General features: G+C 69.9%; 20 protein-coding genes. 9 read left to right on the top strand and 11 right to left on the bottom strand.

What is annotated here, in order from left to right:
- Window positions 1-1,200 carry a thiolase family protein gene (locus ABTX24_RS10000; RefSeq protein WP_160023174.1) on the bottom strand — a complete coding sequence of 400 codons (1,200 nt, stop codon included), beginning with the start codon at window positions 1,198-1,200 and terminating at the stop codon, window positions 1-3.
- 310 nt (window positions 1,201-1,510) lie between these two features.
- Between ABTX24_RS10000 and ABTX24_RS09995 the strand changes: the two genes are divergently transcribed.
- From ABTX24_RS09995 to ABTX24_RS09985, 3 genes are all read left to right on the top strand, one after another.
- Window positions 1,511-2,470 carry a proteasome assembly chaperone family protein gene (locus ABTX24_RS09995; protein WP_350720259.1) on the top strand — a complete coding sequence of 320 codons (960 nt, stop codon included), beginning with the start codon at window positions 1,511-1,513 and terminating at the stop codon, window positions 2,468-2,470.
- A gap of 47 nt (window positions 2,471-2,517) precedes the next feature.
- The gene (locus ABTX24_RS09990; RefSeq protein WP_160028827.1) at window positions 2,518-3,363 is read left to right on the top strand and encodes an acyl-CoA thioesterase; all 846 of its coding nucleotides are present in this window, start codon (window positions 2,518-2,520) and stop codon (window positions 3,361-3,363) included.
- A gap of 173 nt (window positions 3,364-3,536) precedes the next feature.
- A complete protein-coding gene (locus ABTX24_RS09985) occupies window positions 3,537-3,887 on the top strand; it encodes an arsenate reductase family protein (protein WP_160023178.1) in 351 nt (116 codons plus the stop codon).
- A 3-nt stretch (window positions 3,888-3,890) separates the two neighbouring features.
- On the opposite strand, the gene ABTX24_RS09980 is transcribed toward ABTX24_RS09985, so the two are convergent.
- The 5 genes from ABTX24_RS09980 to ABTX24_RS09960 form a co-directional block, all read right to left on the bottom strand.
- Window positions 3,891-4,280, bottom strand: a complete 390-nt coding sequence (locus tag ABTX24_RS09980; RefSeq protein WP_350839258.1) for a PIN domain-containing protein — start codon at window positions 4,278-4,280, stop codon at window positions 3,891-3,893.
- Between the two features lie 14 nt (window positions 4,281-4,294).
- Window positions 4,295-4,513 carry a type II toxin-antitoxin system VapB family antitoxin gene (gene vapB, locus ABTX24_RS09975; protein ID WP_160023182.1) on the bottom strand — a complete coding sequence of 73 codons (219 nt, stop codon included), beginning with the start codon at window positions 4,511-4,513 and terminating at the stop codon, window positions 4,295-4,297.
- A gap of 56 nt (window positions 4,514-4,569) precedes the next feature.
- A complete protein-coding gene (locus tag ABTX24_RS09970) occupies window positions 4,570-5,484 on the bottom strand; it encodes a GNAT family N-acetyltransferase (protein ID WP_350839256.1) in 915 nt (304 codons plus the stop codon).
- A gap of 63 nt (window positions 5,485-5,547) precedes the next feature.
- On the bottom strand, window positions 5,548-6,429 hold the full coding sequence (locus tag ABTX24_RS09965) for a MaoC family dehydratase (RefSeq protein WP_350839254.1): 882 nt from the start codon (window positions 6,427-6,429) through the stop codon (window positions 5,548-5,550).
- Window positions 6,429-7,751 carry a 3-oxoacyl-ACP reductase gene (locus ABTX24_RS09960; protein ID WP_350839252.1) on the bottom strand — a complete coding sequence of 441 codons (1,323 nt, stop codon included), beginning with the start codon at window positions 7,749-7,751 and terminating at the stop codon, window positions 6,429-6,431. The genes ABTX24_RS09965 and ABTX24_RS09960 overlap by 1 nt, the downstream gene beginning before the upstream one ends.
- 150 nt (window positions 7,752-7,901) lie before the next feature.
- Here ABTX24_RS09960 and ABTX24_RS09955 point away from each other — a divergent pair, with 150 nt between their 5' ends.
- Window positions 7,902-9,182 (top strand): acetyl-CoA C-acetyltransferase, encoded by a 1,281-nt coding sequence (locus ABTX24_RS09955; protein WP_160023190.1) that lies wholly within the window; start codon window positions 7,902-7,904, stop codon window positions 9,180-9,182.
- Window positions 9,183-9,318: 136 nt separating this feature from the next.
- Here ABTX24_RS09955 and ABTX24_RS09950 read toward each other — a convergent pair whose 3' ends face one another.
- The 4 genes from ABTX24_RS09950 to ABTX24_RS09935 form a co-directional block, all read right to left on the bottom strand.
- Window positions 9,319-10,044 carry a TetR/AcrR family transcriptional regulator gene (locus ABTX24_RS09950; RefSeq protein ID WP_350839250.1) on the bottom strand — a complete coding sequence of 242 codons (726 nt, stop codon included), beginning with the start codon at window positions 10,042-10,044 and terminating at the stop codon, window positions 9,319-9,321.
- A 71-nt stretch (window positions 10,045-10,115) separates the two neighbouring features.
- On the bottom strand, window positions 10,116-11,579 hold the full coding sequence (locus ABTX24_RS09945) for a glycerophosphodiester phosphodiesterase (protein WP_350839248.1): 1,464 nt from the start codon (window positions 11,577-11,579) through the stop codon (window positions 10,116-10,118).
- Between the two features lie 56 nt (window positions 11,580-11,635).
- Entirely contained in the window at window positions 11,636-13,156 is a 1,521-nt protein-coding gene (locus ABTX24_RS09940; RefSeq protein ID WP_502890784.1) for an ATP-dependent DNA ligase, read from the bottom strand.
- A gap of 120 nt (window positions 13,157-13,276) precedes the next feature.
- On the bottom strand, window positions 13,277-13,852 hold the full coding sequence (locus ABTX24_RS09935; RefSeq protein ID WP_350839246.1) for a TIGR03086 family metal-binding protein: 576 nt from the start codon (window positions 13,850-13,852) through the stop codon (window positions 13,277-13,279).
- Window positions 13,853-13,904: 52 nt separating this feature from the next.
- Here ABTX24_RS09935 and ABTX24_RS09930 point away from each other — a divergent pair, with 52 nt between their 5' ends.
- From ABTX24_RS09930 to ABTX24_RS09920, 3 genes are read left to right on the top strand one after another with little or no spacing between them, the layout of a single operon-like run.
- Window positions 13,905-14,321, top strand: coding sequence for a MarR family winged helix-turn-helix transcriptional regulator (locus tag ABTX24_RS09930; RefSeq protein WP_160023198.1), 417 nt, complete (start codon window positions 13,905-13,907; stop codon window positions 14,319-14,321).
- A 24-nt stretch (window positions 14,322-14,345) separates the two neighbouring features.
- A complete protein-coding gene (locus ABTX24_RS09925; protein WP_350839244.1) occupies window positions 14,346-15,734 on the top strand; it encodes a serine hydrolase domain-containing protein in 1,389 nt (462 codons plus the stop codon).
- Complete coding sequence (locus ABTX24_RS09920) at window positions 15,731-16,636, top strand: DNA-3-methyladenine glycosylase family protein (protein WP_350839242.1); 906 nt, start codon at window positions 15,731-15,733, stop codon at window positions 16,634-16,636. Before ABTX24_RS09925 ends, ABTX24_RS09920 begins: the two co-directional genes overlap by 4 nt.
- 15 nt (window positions 16,637-16,651) lie before the next feature.
- Here ABTX24_RS09920 and ABTX24_RS09915 read toward each other — a convergent pair whose 3' ends face one another.
- The gene (locus tag ABTX24_RS09915) at window positions 16,652-17,926 is read right to left on the bottom strand and encodes a phospholipase D-like domain-containing protein (protein ID WP_350839240.1); all 1,275 of its coding nucleotides are present in this window, start codon (window positions 17,924-17,926) and stop codon (window positions 16,652-16,654) included.
- A gap of 309 nt (window positions 17,927-18,235) precedes the next feature.
- On the opposite strand from ABTX24_RS09915, the gene ABTX24_RS09910 reads away from it, so the two are divergent.
- On the top strand, window positions 18,236-19,009 hold the full coding sequence (locus ABTX24_RS09910; protein ID WP_091041520.1) for an MlaE family ABC transporter permease: 774 nt from the start codon (window positions 18,236-18,238) through the stop codon (window positions 19,007-19,009).
- Between the two features lie 7 nt (window positions 19,010-19,016).
- Window positions 19,017-19,859 (top strand): MlaE family ABC transporter permease, encoded by an 843-nt coding sequence (locus ABTX24_RS09905; RefSeq protein ID WP_350839239.1) that lies wholly within the window; start codon window positions 19,017-19,019, stop codon window positions 19,857-19,859.
- The last annotated feature ends 1 nt before the right edge of the window (window position 19,860 follow it).

Below are 19,860 nucleotides of genomic sequence, written 5' to 3'. Positions count from 1 at the left end.
TCAGGCCTCCTTGCCGTTCCAGTTCGGGTTCTCCCAGATGACCGTGCCGCCCATACCCAGGCCGATGCACATGGTGGTGAGGCCGTAGCGGACCTCGGGGCGCTCCTCGAACTGGCGCGCGAGCTGGATCATCAGCCGCACACCGGAGGAGGCCAGCGGGTGACCGAAAGCGATCGCGCCGCCGTACGGGTTGACCCGCGAGTCGTTCTCGTCGATGCCGAAGTGGTCGAGGAATGCGAGCACCTGGATCGCGAACGCCTCGTTGACCTCGAACGCCTCGATGTCGTCGATCGTGAGACCGGCCTTGGCCAGCGCCTTCTCGGTCGAGGGGATCGGGCCGACGGCCATGACCTCGGGGGCGACGCCGGCGAAGGCGTACGACACCAGCCGCATCTTGATCGGCAGACCGAGCTCGCGGGCGACGTCCTCGGAGGCCAGCAGCGAGGCGGTCGCGCCGTCGTTGATGCCCGCCGCGTTGCCCGCGGTCACGCGGCCGTGCGGACGGAACGGGGTCTTCAGCTTGGCGAGGTCCTCGGTGGTGGTGCCGGGACGCATCGGCTCGTCGGTGGTGGCCAGGCCCCAGCCGTTCTCGGCGGAGCGGGTGGCGACGGGGACCAGATCGGGCTGGATCTTGCCGTCGGCGTACGCCTTGGCCGCCAGCTCCTGGGAGCGGACGGCGAACGCGTCGGTGCGCTCCTTGGTGATCGCCGGGTAGCGGTCGTGGACGTTCTCGGCGGTGTTGCCCATGACGAGCGCCGAGGGGTCGACGAGCTTCTCGGAGATGATCCGCGGGTTGGGGTCCACGCCCTCACCCATCGGGTGGCGGCCCATGTGCTCGACACCGCCGGCGATGACGACGTCGTAGGCACCGAAGGCGATGCCGCCGGCGGTGGTGGTGACGGCGGTCATCGCGCCGGCGCACATCCGGTCGATCGCGTAGCCGGGGACGGACTGCGGGAGTCCGGCGAGCAGGCCGGCGGTGCGGCCGATCGTCAGGCCCTGGTCGCCGATCTGCGTGGTCGCGGCGATCGCGACCTCGTCGATCCGCTCGGGGGGAAGCTCGGGGTTGCGGCGCGTGAGCTCACGGATGAGCTTGACGACCAGGTCGTCTGCGCGGGTCTCGGCGTACTGGCCCTTGGCCTTGCCGAAAGGTGTGCGTACGCCGTCGACGAAGACGACTTCTCGCAGCTGTCGGGTCACCGTGTCACTCCATGTGGGTTGCCGGTCGGTTGTCGCCTGGCGGCGCTGTTGGTGCGGGCACGGGTGGTGCCCGTCGAGTACATTACCCGCTAGTAACAACGGCCGCACCGAGGGGGAGGTCACACCGGCTGTTCGAGGGGAGGTCGCCGGTCTCCGCGCGTCGGCTTGGGAATAACGTGGGCGTCCAGGATGCTGCGCTGTCGTCATGTGGAAGCGTGTATTGAGAAGGTTGAGCCCCAGGGTCGCGATCCCTGGCGAGGCGAGCGACGACGGGGTCCGCGAGGGCCGTACGCAACGGGAGGAGACACCGATGGCCGGATCACGACTGGTGCACATCGTCGACGACCTGCCCGAGGAGATCATCCTTGCCGGAGGCGACCGGCTGCCGCTGGTGGTCGTCCTGGACGGCTTCCTCGACGCGGGCAAGGCCGCCGAGCGTGCCGCGGCCCATCTGATCCAGACGTCGAGGCGAGCGCCGGTGGTGGCGACCTTCGACGTCGACGAGCTCCACGACTACAGGGCCCGACGCCCGGCGATCTCGTTCGTCAGTGACCACTACGAGTCCTTCGACGCGCCGCGGCTGGTCGTCCGGCTGCTCAAGGACACCGGTGACAACCCCTACCTGCTGCTGCACGGCCCCGAGCCGGACAACCGCTGGGAGGCCTTCGCCGGCGCCGTACGCGAGGTCATCGAGCGCCTCGGCGTGACCGAGGTGATCGCGCTCGCCTCGGTGCCGATGGCGGTGCCGCACACGCGGCCGCTGACCACGACCCGGCACGCCAACGACCCCGCGCAGGAGCTCGCCGGCCAGGTCTGGGAGAGCCCCTGGAAGGGCGAGATCAGGATCCCGGCCTCCGCCCAGGCCTTGGTGGAGGTACGCCTGGGGGAGTGGGGGCACCCGGCGGGCGGCTTCGTGGTGCACATGCCGCACTATCTGGCTCAGAGCGACTACCCGGCCGCGGCGGTGGTGCTCGTCGAGGAGCTGGAGCGCGCGGCCCGGCTGACGATCCCGGTCTCCGACCTGGAGGCCGAGGCGCAGCGCCGCGAGGAGGAGATCGCGTCCTACATCGAGGACAATGCCGAGGTGCGGGAGGTCGTGGCCGCTCTCGAGCAGCAGTACGACACCTTCCAGCGCGGCGAGGAGTCCGGACGCTCGCTCCTGGCGCCCGACGAGCCGCTGCCGACCGGGGACGAGCTCGGCGAGCAGTTCGAGCAGTTCCTGGCCGGGCTCAACGGTCCCGACCCCGATGACAACCCTGAGAAGGATTGAGAGAAACTCAACGCATGACGACCGACGCCGTAGCGGCGGATCAGGCAGTGGCTGAGCTGGTAGGCGTGCTCGACCTGGTCGAGATCGACAAGGACCTCTTCCACGGTGCCACCACGACCCGCAACTCGCGCGGGCGCGCCTACGGCGGCCAGGTGGCCGCCCAGGCGCTGATGGCCGCGGTCCGGTCGGCCGACCCGGCCTTCACGGTGCACTCGATGCACTCCTACTTCCTGCTGCCGGGCGACCCGTCCTACCCGATCGTCTACGACGTCGAGCGGATCCGCGACGGGCGCTCCTTCGAGACCAGGCGGGTCCGGGCGCGTCAGAAGGGGCGCGACATCTACTACCTCACCGCCAACTTCCAGCGTGAGGAGACCGGCTTCGAGCACCAGGACGCGATGCCGGCCGTCCCGCCGCCCGAGAAGTGCATCGACTTCCTGAAGATGATGGCCGACTCCGGCAGCCCCGAGGCGGTCTCGCTGGCGCGCGAGTGGGAGGCGGTCGAGATCCGCGCTGTCGGCAACTCGCTGCTCGGCATCGAGCCCGACCCGGCACGTCCGGCGCAGCAGCGCCTCTGGATCCGTCTGGGCGCCTCGCTTCCCGACGATGACAACATCCAGCGCGGCGCCTTCGCCTGGGCCTCCGACATCTCGCTCCTCGGCGCCTCCCTGGCGGCCCACTCGCTGGACCACAAGGGCATCCAGATGGCCTCGCTCGACCACACCATCTGGTTCCACCGCCCCTTCCGCGCCGACGAGTGGTGGCTCTACGACCAGGAGAGCCCTTCCGCCTACGGTGGCCGCGGCCTGTCCATCGGCCGGGTCTTCACCGCCGACGGCATCCTGGCGGCCACGGTCGCGCAGGAAGGCCTCATCCGCCCGCCTCGCGGCTGACCCTTTCGCCGAGTCGGCTCGTCCTGACGAGCCGACTCGGCGTGACTGTCTCAGAATCCAGGCTCGAGTCGGCGCAACTGTCCCACTTCCGCTCCTGAAGTAGGTCGGCGCACTATCGCACACGGTGGTCGCCCGCCGCGATAGCGCACCGATCAGCGGGCTAGGGTGGCGCCGTGGACCAGATCACCGTGTACGAGAAGCCGACCTGCACGACGTGTCGGAACCTGTTCGTTCTCCTCAAGGAGGAGGGCGTCGACTTCGAGAAGGTCGACTACCACGTGCTCGGCCTGCGGACCGAGGAGGTCAAGGACATCCTTGCCAAGACCGGCCTGAGCGCTCGTGACGTGCTGCGGAAGCGGGAGCCGGTCTACAAGGAGCTCGACCTGGCCAACCGCGACCTCTCCGAGGACGAGCTGGTCGCGCTGATGGTCGAGCACCCGGCCCTGCTGCAGCGCCCGATCGTGATCAAGGGCGACCGCGGCGTGCTCGCCCGGCCGATCGAGAAGGTCCGCGAGCTCTTCTGAGTCTCAGGCTCGCAGCCGCTCGACCGGCTGGCCGGTCGTACGGGTGATGAGGTCGACGTCGTTGTCGGCGTGGAGGACGGTGAGATCGGCCTCTTCGGCGACCGCGGCCACCAGGAGGTCGGGCACCGATGGTGCCCGGTGGCGGCCGTCGCGCAGCACGATGCGCTGGATCTCCAGCGCGCGTGCCTCCGTACGCGGCGTGAGGGTCGCTAGCGGCATGTGGATCACCGGCACGTCCTCGACGAGATCGGACCACTCCTGCTCCGAGCGGGCCAGGTGGCCGATCTCGAGCAACGTCGTGGTGGTGATGCGTACCTGTCCCAGCTCGATCAGGCGGGACCACTTCTCAGCGTCGGGGCTGGTGGACATCCGGGCGAGTGCCGACCGGTGCATCAGCCAGGGTCGCCTCACGACCATGCGTCACGCATCAGACCCCGGTCGGCGAGCGGAGCGAACTTCGCGAAGTCGCCGCCGGCCACGGGTCGCGCCGGTGGCAGCGGACGCAGCGCGTCGGGCGTGAACCATCGGCGGAGATACTCGTTGCGGGTGAGCCCGAGCCGCGCCGCCTCGGTGTCGATGCGCGCGAGCTCGTCATCCGAGAGTCCTCGGATCAGTACGTCGGACATGTCTGTCCACCTCCTGGACGCACGATAGTAGCCGAGGCCGGGGCGTCGACGTGGGATCAGGGCCGGGTCGCCCGGTGGACCCAGGTGGACTCGACCTCCATGCCGACGTGGAGATAGAGGTCGAGGGCGCCGGTGCGGGAGTCCGTCGACAGGGTCGCGCGCGTGGCCCCGTGGGCACGGGCGACGCCGAACGCGTCGGCGAGGAGCGCCTGGGCAAGGCCGCGGTTGCGCTGGTCCTTGCGGGTGGCCAGCCGGCTGACGTACCCCTCCCGGCCGTCCTCGGTCATCACCAGCACCGCGGCGGCGACCACAGCACCGTCCGGGCCGGTCACCACACGGACGTTCCACGGCTCGGCGCCGGGCCGCTCGATGGTCGTGGCGACCCAGTCCGCGTAGGGTTCCCGCTCGCGCTCGGACCACTCCAGGAAGGCGTCCTCGATCACGGTCCACACCTGCTCGTGGTCCTGCGGTGTGGCGGCCCGGATGGCGTACGCCTCCGGCAGCTCTCGCACCGGGATCGCCGCGTCCTGCGGCAGCGCCAGCACCCAGGACTCCCAGCGCGGGAACCAGCCCAGGGACTCGAGCAGCCGGTCGCCGGGCGAGCCCTGGGGGACCGGCATGCCGATGACCGGTTCCCCGAGCTCGGCCGCGCGGGCGCTGATCCAGCCGGCCAGGGCGGTGCCGATCCCGTGATCCCAGTGCTCGGGGTCGACGGCCGCGTCGGCACGGGCGCCGCCGGAGCACTCCGCGTAGCCCACCAGGTCGCCGTCGTGTCCGAACACGCCGACCGTGGCCGCACCGACGTCGAAGGAGGGCCGCTGCCACTCCGCGACGATGTCGGCCTCCTCGATGAGGACCTCGCCCACGGTGGCCAGCTCGTTCGCCGCCATCACGCGAGTCACGGCAGCGGCATCGGCGAGAGTCAACGGCCGCTCGGTGTAGCGCGGCGGGAGCTGGAGTGGGGCAGGCATGCGAGCACCGTCTCACCTGCGAGACCAGGGCCGCCACGGGTTAAATCGTGGCGGCCCTCGGCGTCACAGAGTGGTGGTGCGTCCCACCAGGTGGAGCGTGTCCGAGCCCCGCTTGTGGAGCGAGAAGTCGTAACCGTCCAGGTGCTTGAGCGACCCGAACGCGACCGAGGAGGGCAGGAAGACCGGCTTCTTGAACGCCACGTCGACGCGTACCGCATCGCTCAGCCGGTTCTCCAGCGCCGCGATGCAGCGCGCCTTGGTCCACATGCCGTGGGCGATCTGGCGCTTGAACCCGAGCGCCTTGGCGGTCAGCGGGTAGAGGTGGATCGGGTTGTAGTCGCCGGCGACCTTGGCGTAGCGCCGCCCCAGGTCGGCCTTCAGTGGGAAGACCGGGCCGGACGGGTCCACCTCGATGAGATCGGACTTCCACGACACGTCGGGGTTGCGCTTCCCGCGGACGAGGTACGTCGAGGTGGACTCCCACACGACCTCGCCCTCGATGGTGGCGACGGTCAGAAATCGGTACGCCTTGCCGACCGGGTGCGGCTCGGGCTGGCCCACGGTCGCGGTGACCGCGACCGCCTCGCCGACCGAGATCGGGCGGTAGCCGCTGATCGAGTTCTCGATGTGGACCATCCCCATCGCGGGCGAGGGGAAGTCGGGCGAGGACATCAGCGCCATGTGCAGCGGGAAGGCCAGCATGTGCGGGTAGGGGAGCGGCACGGTGTCCTTGATCGGGAAGCCGCACAGCTCGGCGTACGCGTCGACCGCCTTCCGCTCGAGGGCGACCGGCTCGCGGGTGAGGCTGAGCTCCTCGTAGGCGACGCCGGTCTTCTTGATCCCCGGGAGCGCGTTGATGCCCGGGATGGCCGGCAGCGCCGCCCGGACGAGCAGGGCGGGACCGGACCTGCCGGTGAAGCTGGGCTCGGTCTTCGGCGTGCTCATCAGGCCCCCAGCATCATCTGGCCGCAGACCCGCACGACGTTGCCGTTGACGCCGGTGGAGGCCGGCGAGGCGTACCAGGCGATGGTCTCGGCGACGTCGACCGGGAGGCCGCCCTGGGCCATCGCGTTGAGCCGCTGGCCGACCTCGCGCGTCGCGAACGGCACCGCTGCGGTCATCTGGGTGATGATGAAGCCCGGCGCGACCGCGTTGATCGTGATCCCGTCGGGAAGCTCCTCGGCCAGCGAGTCGACGAAGCCGATGACGGCGGCCTTCGAGGCGCCGTAGGAGGTCTGGCCGACGTTGCCGGCGATGCCGGCGATCGAGGAGACGCCGATGATGCGGCCGTTGGGGCGGATCAGCTTCTGCTCGAGCAGCTCGGCGGTGATCCGCTCGGGGGCGCTGATGTTGATCTCCAGCACGGTGCCGAAGCGATCGGCTTTCTGGTTGGCGAGCTTCTTGTCGAGGGTGACGCCGGCGTTGTGGACGACGATGTCGACGCCGCCGAACTTCTCCTGAAGGTAGGAGGCGATCGTGGCGGGGGCGTCCTCGGTGGTGATGTCGGCGGTGATGTAGTCGGGGGTGACCTTCTTCAGGTCGGCCTCGGACGGCGGGATGTCGAGACCGACGACGGTCGCGCCGTCGCGCTGCAGGACCTTGGCGATCTCCTCGCCGATGCCGCGCGCGGCGCCGGTGACGAGCGCGACCTTGCCGGTCAGCGGCTTCTTCGGGTCGACCTGCTCGGCCGCGGGCGAGGCGTTCTTGGTGCCGATCCGCACGACCTGGCCGGAGACGTACGCGCTCTTCGGGGAGAGCAGGAAGGCCAGCGTGGAGAGCAGCGAGCCCTCGAAGCCCTCGGCGACGTAGACGAGCTGGACGGTGCCACCCTTGCCGATCTCCTTGCCGAGGCTGCGGGTGAAGCCCTCCAGTGCGCGCTGGGCGACCCGCTCAGCGCCCTTGAGCTGCTCGGGCGGGGTGCCGATCACGACCACGCGCGGGTTGTTCTCCAGGCTGCGCAGCACCGGGGTGAAGAACTCCTGGAGCGCGACCAGGTCGGCGGTCGAGGTGAGGCCGGTGGCATCGAAGACCAGCCCCTTGAACCGGTTGCCGGCCTGCGCCGTGTCGGTCGAGGTGATGTCCAGCTCGCCGAGGAGCCCGCCCAGCGACTCCGCCAGACGACCACGCCCGCCGACGAGGACGGTGCCCTTCACGAGCGGGGCACCGGCTGCGTACCGCTCGAGCTTGGCGGGGCTCGGCAGCCCGAGGTTCTTGACGAGGACCTTGCCGATCGCCGACTGGGTGAAGCTCTGGTACTTGTCGCTCATGGTCTCTCTGATCCTTCTGGACGTGGTCTCTGAGGCGTACGTTGGTATGTTACTGGCCAGTTGTAACTAGGCGTGTAACTCGGTGTCCACTTTTCGTGATCTCCCTGACATACCCTTCTCCAAAGCGCTTCATCAGACAAGGATGAACTCATGACCACCACTCGTCGTGTCGCCATCGTGGGCGGCAACCGCATTCCTTTCGCCCGCTCCAACGGTGCGTACGCGACCGCGTCCAACCAGGAGATGTTCACCGCCGTCCTCGACGGGCTCGCCGCTCGCTTCGGCCTCGAGGGCGAGCGCATCGGTGAGGTCGCCTCCGGCGCGGTGCTCAAGCACTCCCGCGACTTCAACCTGACCCGCGAGTCGGTGCTCGGCTCCAAGCTGGCGCCCGAGACGGCCGCCGTCGACCTGCAGCAGGCCTGCGGCACCGGCCTCCAGGCCGCGACCTACATCGCCAACAAGATCGCGCTCGGCCAGCTCGACTCCGGCATCGCGGGCGGCACCGACACCACCTCCGACGCGCCGATCGCGCTGGGCGAGAAGCTCCGCAAGGTCCTGCTCGAGGCCAACCGCGCCAAGACCAACATCGACCGGGTCAAGGCCTTCGCCAAGCTCCGCCCCGCCGACGTCATCCCCAACATCCCGGCCAACGTCGAGCCGCGCACCAAGCTCTCCATGGGTGAGCACGCCGCGCTGACCGCGCAGGAGTGGGGCATCACCCGCGAGGCCCAGGACGAGCTGGCCGCCGCCTCCCACCAGAAGCTCGCCGCAGCGTACGAGGCCGGCTGGTTCGAGGACCAGATCACCCCGTTCCGTGGTCTGGAGAAGGACAACAACCTCCGCCCGGGCTCGACCGTGGAGAAGCTCGCGACCCTCAAGCCCGTCTTCGGGGTCAAGGGCGAGAACCCGACCATGACGGCCGGCAACTCGACGCCGCTGACCGACGGCGCCTCCGCCGTGCTCTTCGCGAGCGAGGAGTGGGCTGCCGCCAAGAACCTGCCGGTGCTGGCGTACTTCGTCGACGCCGAGGTCGCCGCTGTCGACTACGTCGCCGGTGGCGAGGGCCTGCTGATGGCTCCCGCCTACGCCGTCCCGCGCCTCCTCGCCCGCAACGGCCTCACCTTCGACGACTTCGACTTCTTCGAGATCCACGAGGCGTTCGCCTCGCAGGTCCTCTCCACCCTCGCCGCCTGGGAGTCCCCGGACTTCTGCAAGGACAAGCTCGGCCTCGACGCCCCGCTCGGCACCGTCCCGCGCGAGAAGCTCAACGTCAAGGGCTCCAGCCTCGCCGCCGGCCACCCCTTCGCCGCCACCGGCGGCCGGATCATCAACAACCTCGCCAAGCTCCTCGACGAGAAGGGCTCGGGCCGCGGCCTCATCTCCGTCTGCGCCGCCGGCGGCCAGGGCGTCGTCGCCATCCTGGAGAAGTAGCCCGAGACGTCACGCCCGTCGGCCGAGTTGGCACCTGGTTGCCCACTCGGCCGACGCATGTGACGTCTCGCGCGCCGGAACTACCTTCTCGCGCGCCAGAACTGACGGCTCGGCCGACGTACGTGACGGCTCGGCGCTATTTGGCGGTGAGGGCCAGGGCGGATGTGACGAGGAAGTCGCGGACCTGGTCGGGGGAGACGGAGCCGACGGTGGGTACGCCGGGGGCGGACTCCGAGACGAGGATGCCGACGCGGGCGAGCTGGAGGGCGCCGAGGCCGGAGGCGTAGAGGGTGTTGGCGAGCAGGTTGGCATCCTTGACGTGGAGCTCGCCGGAGGCGGCACCGTCCTCGAAGACGGTGGTGAGGATGGTGAGGCAGCCGTTCATCGCCCGGCCCAGGCGGAACAGGGCGCTCTCGGAGAGCTCGTCGAGCAGGTCGGAGCCGCTGCGGCGCATCAGCGTCTGGGCGCAGTCGACGAAGGCGGGATGTTCGATCCCGTAGTCGACGAAGGTGCCGACGACGTCACGGACGACGTCGGTGGGTGCGCTGTCACCCTCGGTCGCGGAGAGCATCCGCTCGCGGAGCTCGTCGAGGTAGCCGACCAGGGTCAGTGCGAAGATCTCGTCCTTGCCGGTGAAGTGCCGGTAGACGATCGCGCGGTTGATGCCGACCGCCTTGGCGATGTCCTCGATCTGGGCGTCGCTCACTCCGCGCTCGTCGAAGAGCTTGCGGGTCGCGGCGACGATGTCTGCCTCGCGGGCACGGCGTCGGGCGGCGGCGGCCGAGCGGCGTCCGTCGGGCTCGGTGCCGCGGGCCGAAGCGGAGCCCGAGGGGGAGTGGGAACTGATTGATCGGCTGCTCACACGCACACTGTACGCGGCGTGCAACTCGGAGTTGCACTGTCAGTGTCAGTCCTCACAGTCCTCGCATCCGCCTAGTGGAGCAGTGCGCGCCGAGCGCCCGCGACGTCATCGGTGGTGACGTAGTCGACCCCCGCGACCGCGGCGCGGAGCACGGACGCGGTGTTGACCGCCGGCCAGGTGCCGACCTCGGCGCCCTGGTTGCGGTAGCGGTCCACGAGGGCGGCGTCGAGCAGCCGGGTGTGGAGGTGCACCTGGGTGAACTCGTCATCGTGGAGGTCCGCGGGATCGGGCTCGTCCTTGACGGCGACGGTCTCCATCCCGGTTCGCTCGAAGCCGGGGAAGTCGAAGTGGCTCGCGTCGAAGCTCATGAAGATCGCCTTGTCGCCGTGTCCCTTTCTGGAGACCCAGTCCGGGCGCAGCGAGACGACCTTGCGGTAGAGCGCGCGCATCTCGGCGGCACTCTCGCCCTTGAGCTCGACCACGAGCCGGACCCGGTGGCCGTAGAGCCTCTCGGCCACGTCGATGGCGTCGAAGGTCTCCTCGATGGTCGGCACGCGGACGCCGCGGAACTGCGGCCCCATCCACGAGCCGGCATCGAGCGACTGCACCTCGGCGAGGGTGAACTCCCGCGGGCTCGCCCTCCGGCGCTCGGGGAAGCGGTCCTCGACGTCGGTCGTACGCCTGAAGTCGCCGTCGTGCAGCAGCACCCACTCGCCGTCGGCCGTCGGCTGGAAGTCCATCTCGATGAAGTCGGCCCGCTGCCGCACGGCGCTGCGGAACGCGTCCAGGGTGTTCTCCGGATGGTTGAGCGAGTCGCCGCGCCAGGCCATCACCCCGACCGGCCTGCTCCCGAGGGCGTAGACGGCCGCCGAGGATCCCACGAACGCCGGCGCACCGTGATGCGCCCTGGCGACCGTCCGGAACCGCGTCTTCGCCACCTCCCGGGTCCTGAAGACGTACGTCGCATGGCCGGTCGGGCCGGTGGTGAGGTTGGCGACGTTCGTCCATCCGTTGCCGCTGTCGCGCTGGAGCGTGAGCACTCGGCCGGGGCGGGCCGGGGCGGCGAACAGGGTGAGCCGCACGGCGCTCCCGGCGCGCACCGACCTCGCCATGCTGGTCGTGACGGCCTGCGGCTGCCCGAAGAGCGTACGCGGCACCGTGGCCAGCTCCGGCCAGTTCCGCCCCTCCCGCTCGACGCCGGGGGCGAGGACCCGCCAGCGCATCCGCCACGAGGACTGGCTCACGACGAAGGAGTAGTGGCCGGTCTGGTCGGCGATCTGCTTCTGTACGCGTTGCCAGTCGCCGTCGTGGTAGCGCTCCAGCCAGACCACCCGGCTCACGCCGGGCCCGAGCGAGCCGCTCAGCGTGAACGACTCACCCAGAATCGGCCGGGAGACGCTGGCGCTCGGCGCGGCGACGGACTGGTCGGCGGAGGCGTCGGTGGCGGCGGGGGCCGGGTTGACGGCGGCGGACCCCACGATCATCGTCAGCGTCGCGAGAAGCGCAACGAGGCGGGCATAGGCGTGTGGGGGCACGCGCAGTGAGGTTAAAGGATCGTTCGGGGCCACCTGCACCCGGTATCCCGATCAGGTCACTGAAGATACATTCTGACGGCATCTATCGTGTCCGCCTCCGCCGGCGTCTTGTCCTCGCGGTAGCGCACCACCCGGGCGAACCGCAGCGCGACGCCGCCCGGATAGCGCGTCGAGCGCTGCACCCCGTCGAAGGCGATCTCGACCACCTGCTCGGGGCGGACCTTCACCTGCCAGTCGTCGGTGCCGCCGATGGCGAGCTCGGTGAAACGCTCGGTCTGCCAGGCCAGCATCTGGTCGGTCATGCCCTTGAACGTCTTGCCGATCATCACGAACTCGCCGTCGGCACCCCTGGCGCCGAGGTGGATGTTGGAGAGCCAGCCCTTGCGGCGTCCCGAGCCCCACTCGATGCCGATGACGACCAGATCGAGGGTGTGGACGGGTTTGACCTTGATCCAGCCCGAGCCTCGCCGCCCCGCCTCCCAGGGCAGGCCGACCCCCTTGACGACGACGCCCTCGTGGCCGGCGGCGAGCACGTCGGTGGCGAACCGCTCCGCCTCCTCGGTGTCCACGGTGACCAGCCGCGGCGCCCGATGCCGCTCGGGGACGACCCGGTCGAGCTCGGTGAGGCGCTGGTCGAGCGCGAGGTCGATGAGGTCGCGGCCGTCGACGTGGAGGATGTCGAAGAAGTACGGCGCGACGACCGTGTCCGCCGCCGATCGGGTCGCGGTGCGCGAGGCCGTCTCCTGGAACGGCCGCGGTCGACCATCCGGTCCGAGCGTCATGGCCTCGCCGTCCAGCACCAGCGTGTCGGCCGGGAAGGAGGCGACGATCTCAGCCACCTCGGGCAGCCGCGCGGTGATGTCCTCCAGGGTGCGGGTCGCGATGCGTACCTCCGAGCCCGACTTGTGGGCCTGGATCCTGATGCCGTCGAGCTTGGTGTCGACCACGACCGCCTCGCCCAGCTTGGCCATGGCCTCCTCGACCGAGCCCGCCGACGAGGCGAGCATCGGCAGCGCGGGCCGCCCCACGACCAGGCCGACCTCGGCGAGCGCCTCCTCGCCGTCGAAGGCGAGCCCCGCAACTACCACGGTCGAGCCCGCCAGCATCGCGGCGCGGCGTACGGCGGGCAACGGCACCCCGGCAGCCACCGCGATCGCCTCCTGCACGAGCGAGTCCAGTGCTCCTTGGCGTACCTCTCCGGTGATGACGCCTCGCAACCACACCTGCTCCGCTGCTGTCGCCGCGCCGAAGAGCGTCTCGGCCTCGGCGGCCCGGGCGACCTGCGAGCCCGAGCCCGCCAGCAGCGACATCCGCTCGAACGCCTCGTGCACGTCGCCGACCGTGAGGGTCGCCTCGGCCGCAGGGGAGGGGAGCGTGGTGAGCGAGCGCCACCCCAGCCCCGTACGCCGCTGCAGCAGCGTGCCGGCGAGGTAGGCGGTCACCACCGGCAGCTCGTCGCGCGTGGCCGCGCCGAGGCATTCCGCCAGCGCGGCGACCTTCGCCTTCCGTGACCGGGTCGCGGCGACGGCGTTCGAGGTGGAGACGATGTCGGCGAGCAGCATGTCTCCAGTGAACATCACGCCACCGACATCCGAGCCTTGCCCGGCGCTTGCGCCGGGCAAACGGGAGGAGGCCGAGCGCAGCGGATGAGCCCGCGAACCCGCGAAGCGGGTCGAGACCCACGTCGCGCGACGCGTTCAGCTGGCCCCCGGATCGCGCCCGAGAAGGCGCAGCGCGTCGCCCCAGGGGTCCTTGCCACTCTCGGCGAGCGGTGCGGCGAACACCGGCGTCCCGCCCGGGGTCGCGGCGATCTGCCGGGCCAGGTCGAGGACGAAGGTGACCGTGGCCTCGGCCGGGCGGTAGGTCTGCCCGAGTGCCGTGGCGACGTCCCAGGCGTGCACGGCGGCGTCGAGGAGCTGCATCCCCAGTGCGACTGTGACGGTCGGGCGGAAGCCGAACTCGGCGAGGTGCACGGTCGACTCCGGGTCGGCGGCACCGAACGCGTCCCGCACCCGGGTGGCCGAGTCCTGCCATCTCTGCGCGACGTCGTCGCCGGTGACCGCCACGGACTCGTACGCAGCCACCGGCGCGTCGCCGTCGGCGACCGCGGCGGCGAAGCCGAGGTTCTGTCCGATCATGTGGCCGAAGAGGTCGGCGAGGTCCCAGTCCGCACAGGGGGTGGGAACGGTCAGATCGCCGGCCGCAGCGGCGAGCGTGGTGGTGTCGTCGAGGGCGCGGCCGTAGGCGGCGAGCGTCTGTGAAAAAGTAAGCATTAGTAGATCGTAAGCACACGTAGACGATATGTCGAGCGGTTAGGATTCTGCGGTGGATCGACCCGAGCTCGGCTTCCTGCTGTCCCGTCTGATGCGCGAGGTGATGGCCCGTGAGAAGCCGATCCTCGACGCCGCTGGGCTGGAGATGTGGGACTACGCGGTACTGAGCTCGTTGGCCGACTCCGACGCGCCCACCCAGGCGCAGCTCGCCGCCACGACCGGCCGCGACAAGACCCGCCTGATCGGCAACCTGGACCGCCTCGAGACCCAGGGGATGGTCCAGCGCGAGCCCGACCCGGCCGACCGCCGCAACCGGATCGTGTCCCTGACCCCGGCCGGCGCTCGGGTCCTCCGCGGCTGCCGTGATGCGATCGAGGCCATGGAGACGGAGCTGTTGGCCGATCTCGACCCGGCCGACCGGATGGCGTTCGAGCGCGCCCTGACAGCTCTCGCCGACATCGGGCGCTGAGCCGCTCCGACCTATCCTCGCCCCATGCCGCTTGCCGTTGCCCGCTCCTGGATCGAGTCCGAGCTGCCCGCCCTGATGGCGCGTCGCCGCGTGCCGGCGGCCGCTGTCGGAGTGCTCCAGGACGGCCAGGTCATCGACCACGCCTACGGCATCCTCAACCTCGCGACCGGCGTGGAGGCGACCACCGACTCGCTCTTCCAGGTCGGCTCGATCACCAAGCTGTGGACCACCGACCTGGTGATGCAGCTCGTCGACGAGGGCCGGGTCGGCCTCGACGACGAGATCAGGCGTCACCTGCCGGGGTTCGCGGTCGCCGACGAGGAGGCGGCCGAGACGATCACGATCCGTCAGCTGCTCTCCCACACGGCCGGCTTCGAGGGCGACATCTTCACCGACCACGGGCCGGGCGATGACGCGGTCGAGCGGTTCGTCGCGTCGATGGGTGACCTGCCGCAGATCTTCGCCCCGGGGGAGCGGTTCTCCTACTCCAATGCGGGCTTCGCCGTGCTCGGGCGCCTGGTGGAGGTGCTGCGCGGCACCACCTGGGACCGGGCGCTCCAGGAGCGTCTCGCCGCCCCGTTGGGTCTCAGCCACATCGCCACCACGGCCTACGACGCGATCCGGTTCCGCGCGGCGATGGGTCACATCGACCCCGCTCCCGACCATGTCCTCCGACCGGGACCGGCGTGGGGGATGGCCCGGGCCAGCGGCCCGGTCGGCGCGATGCTGTCGATGCGCGTACGCGATCTGCTCGGTTTCGCCGCCATGCATCTCGCCGGCGGGGCGGCTCCTGACGGCACCCAAGTCGTCTCGGCGGCCTCGTGCGCCGAGACGGTCACCCGACAGGTCGACCATCCCGCATCGACCCGTTCCGACGCGCGCGGCCTGGGCTGGTCCCTCGACGACCTCAGTCAGGGAATCGTCGGCCACGACGGCCAGACGATCGGGCAGTCGGCCTTCTTCAGGATGGTGCCCGAGCACGGGCTGGCGGTCGCGCTGTTCACCAACGGCGGCGACACCTACGGGCTCTACCACGACGTCGTCGGCCACCTCCTCGACGACCTCGCGGGCGTCCGGATCGCGCCCGACCCGGTGCCACCGTCCGAGCCGCCCGCTGGCTTCGACGCCGGCCGGCTCCTCGGCACCTACCGCGCCCGCATCGTCGACTGGACGCTGCACCAGAGCTCCGACGGCCGGCTGTGGGTCGACGAGGTTCCCGGCCCTGAGGGGGTCGCCATCGGCGACGAGCCGCAGAGCTACGAGGTCCTTCCGTACGACACCGACCAGGTCGTCACCGCCGACGCCCTCCACGGCGCACACCGGGTCTTCGGCTTCACGGGCCGCGACCCTGCCGGCCGGGCGACCCATCTGACCACCAGCCGGGTCTTCCCGCGGGCTAACCTCGGGGCATGAGTCAGCAGAGGACGGTTCGCCCGGGCTACGCCGTGGGCCTCGCCTCGATGCTGCGGCCGCTTCGTCGTGGGCTGGGTGACCCGACGTACAAGATCCTCGGCGAGGACCACTGGCGAGCCGTCCGTACGCCGCAGGGCCCCGTCACGCTCAGGCTGCGCCAGCGCGACGCCGAGGTGGAGTCCGAGGCGTGGGGCGAGGGCGCGGAGTGGGCGCTGGAGCACGTGCCCGGACTGCTCGGAGCGGGCGACCGCCCGGAGGAGTTCCACACCGACGATCCGCTGCTCGCGGGCCTGCTGGAGCGGTTCGAGACGCCGCGCTTCGGACGTACGGGTCTGGTGATGGAGGCGCTGGTGCCCTCGATCATCGAGCAGAAGGTGACCAACAACGAGGCTTTCCGTGGCTTCGGCAACCTGGTCAGGCGCTTCGGTGAGGTCGCCCCGGGTCCGGGTGCCGACCACGGGCTGCGCCTGCAGCCGACTCCGGAGGCGCTGCGGACCATCCCGAGCTGGGACTGGCTGCGCCTGCCCGTCGACCCGGCCCGGTCCAAGGCCGTCCTCCAGGCCGCCCGGGTCGCGACGGCGGTCGAGCGCACCGCCGGTCTCCCGGGTGAGGAGGTCGAGCGGCGGCTCACCACCATCCCGGGCATCGGGGAGTGGACCGTCGCCGAGGTGCGGCAGCGGGCGCTCGGTGACCCCGACGCCGTCAGCTTCGGCGACTACCACCTCGCCAAGGACGTCGGCTGGGCGCTGACCAACCAGGCTTGGGACGACGACCGGCTACGCGACTATCTGGAGGCATTTCGGCCCCATCGTGCTCGTGTTGTCGCGCTGATCTATCGCGGGGCTGGGAAGCGGCCTCGGCGGGGGCCGAAGATGTCGCCGCGGACGCATCTGCCGCGTTGACTGCAGGCCCGCGGGTCAGAGCAGGGGTCGGAGAGGGGTGAGGACGAGCTCGGTGAACTTGCGGTGGATCTCGCGGGAGGCCCACTCGTCGGCGGTCAGCTCGATCGCGTTGGACTCGTCGCGGGAGAAGATCTCCTCCATCTGCTTGGCGACGTCTTGGTCGAAGATCTCCAGGTTGATCTCGTAGTTGCCGGTCAGCGAGAGCCGGTCGATGTTGGCGGTGCCGACGGTCGACCAGAAGCCGTCGACGGTGGCGGTCTTGGCGTGGATCATGGCGTCCTTGAACCGCAGGATCCGCACCCCCGAGCCGAGCAGCTGGGAGAAGTAGCCGCGCGAGATCCAGTCGACGACGATGTGGTTCGACTTCAGTGGCAGCAGGATGCGTACGTCGACGCCGCGCTGCGCAGCGGCCTTGAGCGCGTCCACGAAGTCCTCGTCGGGGACGAAGTAGGCGGTGGTCAGGTAGATGTTGCGGGAGGCCCGGTTGATCGCCTCCAGGTACATCGACCGGATCGGGAACATCCACAACCGGGGCACGTTGCGGTGGAACCGGAGATCGGGCTCCCACGACGGTGCGGTCTCGATGAGCAGCGGACCCTCGGCGGCGTTCGCGTGGGTCAGCGGGTGCGGTCGCCGCCGGTTGAGGTTCCAGAAGTCGGCGAACGCGCGCCGCAGGTCCCACACACCGGGGCCGGTGATGCGCACGTGCGTGTCGCGCCACTCGGTGGCGTACGCGGTCCCGATGTTGTAGCCACCGACGAACCCGACCGTGTCGTCGACGACCAGGATCTTGCGGTGGTCGCGGCCGTAGCGGGAGAGATCGAAGAAGCGCCACCCCGCCGCGTAGGTGGGGTAGCGCAGGACGTGCATCCCCTCGGGGAAGCGCTTGAACCGGGAGGGCACCACGAGGTTGGCGAGCTCGTCGAAGATGCAGTAGACGTCGACGCCTCGTTCGGTCGCCGAGGCCAGCGCCTGTTTGAACCGCTGACCGACCTCGTCGCCCTTCCAGATGTACGTCTCGAGGAAGATCTGCTTCTTGGCGCCGTCGATGGCGGCGATCATGTCCTCGTAGAGGTCGTTGCCGAAGGTGTAGGTGGTGACCGTGCCGTCGCCGACGCTGTTGGTCAGCGGTGGCGTCACCGGGAACGGCTTGCCCCTGAGGCCTCGCTTTCCTCGGCTGCGGTAGCCGTCGACGAGGCTCATCACGACGGCCAGCGCCACCGGCACGCCGAACACGGCGAGGAGCAGGCGGCGCAGGAACCTCATGACGCCCCCCGGCGACAGTTTCATCACAGTTCCCAATCTAACCGCCCCGGCGCGGCGAGACACACCGGTGCGGGCTTCTGGCCCCGCCGAGAGCCGCAGCGCGTGCGATCACGCTCATGACCAGCATGCGAGAGCCGGCCTTCTCCGGCCGCGGCGCAGGCATGGAGGATCCTGTGATCCGCGTCACCTACCGGCGGGTAAGTCGTTGGACCGGAATACCTCCCACCCTGTTCCCGGGCATGTCGCGGCGGGTCGTTGCCCTCAGAACTGAAACATGTTCTACTACAGGCTTGAAACGTGAGCCGAGTCACAAGACCACCCGAAAGGTGCAGGATGGCAGTGCAGTTCGCCTCGCTGGTCCGAGGCGTCGGCGGGATGGGCCTGATGACCGGAGAGGTCGTCAAGGGGACGTTCACGACCAAGTTCCAGATGCGCGAGTTCCTCGAGCAGGCCTGGTTCATCACGAGCGTCACGCTGCTGCCCGCGGTGCTGGTCTCGATCCCGTTCGGGGCGGTCATCTCGCTGCAGGTCGGCAACCTCGCCGGCCAGCTCGGAGCACAGTCGTTCGCGGGGGCGACGGCGGTGCTCGCGGTGGTCAGGGAGGCGGCGCCGATGGCGGCCGCGCTGATCATCGCCGGAGCGGCCGGGTCGGCGATCTGCTCCGACATGGGTTCGCGCAAGATCCGTGAGGAGATCGACGCGATGGAGGTGCTGGGCATCGACCCGGTGATCCGGCTGGTGATCCCGCGGGTCCTCGCGTGCCTGTTCGTCTCGGTGATGATCAACGGGATCGTGATCGCGACCGGCATCGGTGGCGGCTACTTCTTCACCGTGATCGTCCAGGGCGGCTCGGCCGGCGCGTTCCTGTCGAGCTTCACCGCGCTGGCGAGCCTTCCCGACCTCTACATCTCGATGGTCAAGTCGGCTCTGTTCGGGTTCCTGGCGGCGATCATCGGCGCCTACAACGGCCTCAACGCCCAGGGTGGTCCCAGCGGCGTCGGCCGAGCGGTCAACGAGGCCGTGATCATCGCGTTCATGATGCTGTTCGTCCTCAACTCCATCATGACCGCTGTCTACTTCCAGATCGTTCCTCAGGACGGGTTGTGATCCCCCGGTGACCAACACGCTCGCCCAGGTGGGCAACCAGATCGTCAAGGAGCAGCGCCAGGCCATCGAGGGCTACGGCGACCAGCTGCTCTTCTACGCCAAGGCGCTGGCCTGGGCTCCCCGCGCCGTGCGCCGCTACAAGCGGGAGATCCTCAACATCCTCGCCGAGGTCGCCTTCGGAGCCGGTGGCCTGACGATGATCGCCGGCACCGTCGGCGTGATCGCGTTCATGGCGTTCTTCGCCGGCTCCGAGGTCGGCATCCAGGGCTACGCCAGCCTGAGCCAGATCGGTGTCGCGAAGTTCTCCGCGTTCATCTCGGCCTTCTTCAACACCCGCGAGGTCGCGCCGCTGATCTCCTCGATCGCGCTGGCCGCGACGGTCGGCTGCGGCTACACCGCCCGCCTGGGCGCGATGCGCATCAGCGAGGAGATCGACGCGCTCGAGGCGATGGGCGTGCCGAGCCTGCCCTACCTGGTGACCACCCGAATGATCGCCGGGTTCCTGGCCGTCATCCCGCTCTACATCGTCGCGCTGTGCGCCTCCTACCTCAGCCCGCGCCTGATCACCACGCTGATGTACGGCCAGTCGGGCGGCACCTACGACCACTACTTCCTGGCGTTCCTGCCGCCGATCGACATCCTCTACAGCTTCCTCAAGCTGATCATCCTGGCGGTCGCGATCATCCTGATCCACTGCTACTACGGCTACACCGCCTCCGGCGGTCCCGCCGGCGTCGGCATCGCGGTCGGCAAGGCGATCCGTACGTCCATCGTCACGGTCGTCGTCGCGGACTTCTTCCTGAGCTTCGCGATCTGGGGCTCGACGACCACGGTCCGGATCACGGGGTGAG

The organism is Nocardioides sp. NPDC127514 (genome assembly GCF_040302125.1).
In the GTDB taxonomy this organism is placed as follows: Bacteria; Actinomycetota; Actinomycetes; order Propionibacteriales; family Nocardioidaceae; genus Nocardioides.
Note: the sequence above shows the minus strand (reverse complement) of the source record. Positions and strands in the feature narration are given on the sequence as shown.

What these genes read in the sequence shown, in the direction of transcription:
- vapB (WP_160023182.1), bottom strand. Translation starts at nt 4,513, where the DNA reads ATGTCCGACGTACTGATCCGAGGACTCTCGGATGACGAGCTCGCGCGC.
- ABTX24_RS09925 (WP_350839244.1), top strand. Translation starts at nt 14,346, where the DNA reads ATGCCGCTTGCCGTTGCCCGCTCCTGGATCGAGTCCGAGCTGCCCGCC.
- ABTX24_RS09935 (WP_350839246.1), bottom strand. Translation starts at nt 13,852, where the DNA reads ATGCTTACTTTTTCACAGACGCTCGCCGCCTACGGCCGCGCCCTCGAC.
- ABTX24_RS09940 (WP_502890784.1), bottom strand. Translation starts at nt 13,156, where the DNA reads ATGTTCACTGGAGACATGCTGCTCGCCGACATCGTCTCCACCTCGAAC.
- ABTX24_RS09920 (WP_350839242.1), top strand. Translation starts at nt 15,731, where the DNA reads ATGAGTCAGCAGAGGACGGTTCGCCCGGGCTACGCCGTGGGCCTCGCC.
- ABTX24_RS09965 (WP_350839254.1), bottom strand. Translation starts at nt 6,429, where the DNA reads ATGAGCACGCCGAAGACCGAGCCCAGCTTCACCGGCAGGTCCGGTCCC.
- ABTX24_RS09970 (WP_350839256.1), bottom strand. Translation starts at nt 5,484, where the DNA reads ATGCCTGCCCCACTCCAGCTCCCGCCGCGCTACACCGAGCGGCCGTTG.
- ABTX24_RS09955 (WP_160023190.1), top strand. Translation starts at nt 7,902, where the DNA reads ATGACCACCACTCGTCGTGTCGCCATCGTGGGCGGCAACCGCATTCCT.
- ABTX24_RS09910 (WP_091041520.1), top strand. Translation starts at nt 18,236, where the DNA reads ATGGCAGTGCAGTTCGCCTCGCTGGTCCGAGGCGTCGGCGGGATGGGC.
- ABTX24_RS09960 (WP_350839252.1), bottom strand. Translation starts at nt 7,751, where the DNA reads ATGAGCGACAAGTACCAGAGCTTCACCCAGTCGGCGATCGGCAAGGTC.
- ABTX24_RS09915 (WP_350839240.1), bottom strand. Translation starts at nt 17,926, where the DNA reads ATGAAACTGTCGCCGGGGGGCGTCATGAGGTTCCTGCGCCGCCTGCTC.
- ABTX24_RS09980 (WP_350839258.1), bottom strand. Translation starts at nt 4,280, where the DNA reads ATGCACCGGTCGGCACTCGCCCGGATGTCCACCAGCCCCGACGCTGAG.
- ABTX24_RS09995 (WP_350720259.1), top strand. Translation starts at nt 1,511, where the DNA reads ATGGCCGGATCACGACTGGTGCACATCGTCGACGACCTGCCCGAGGAG.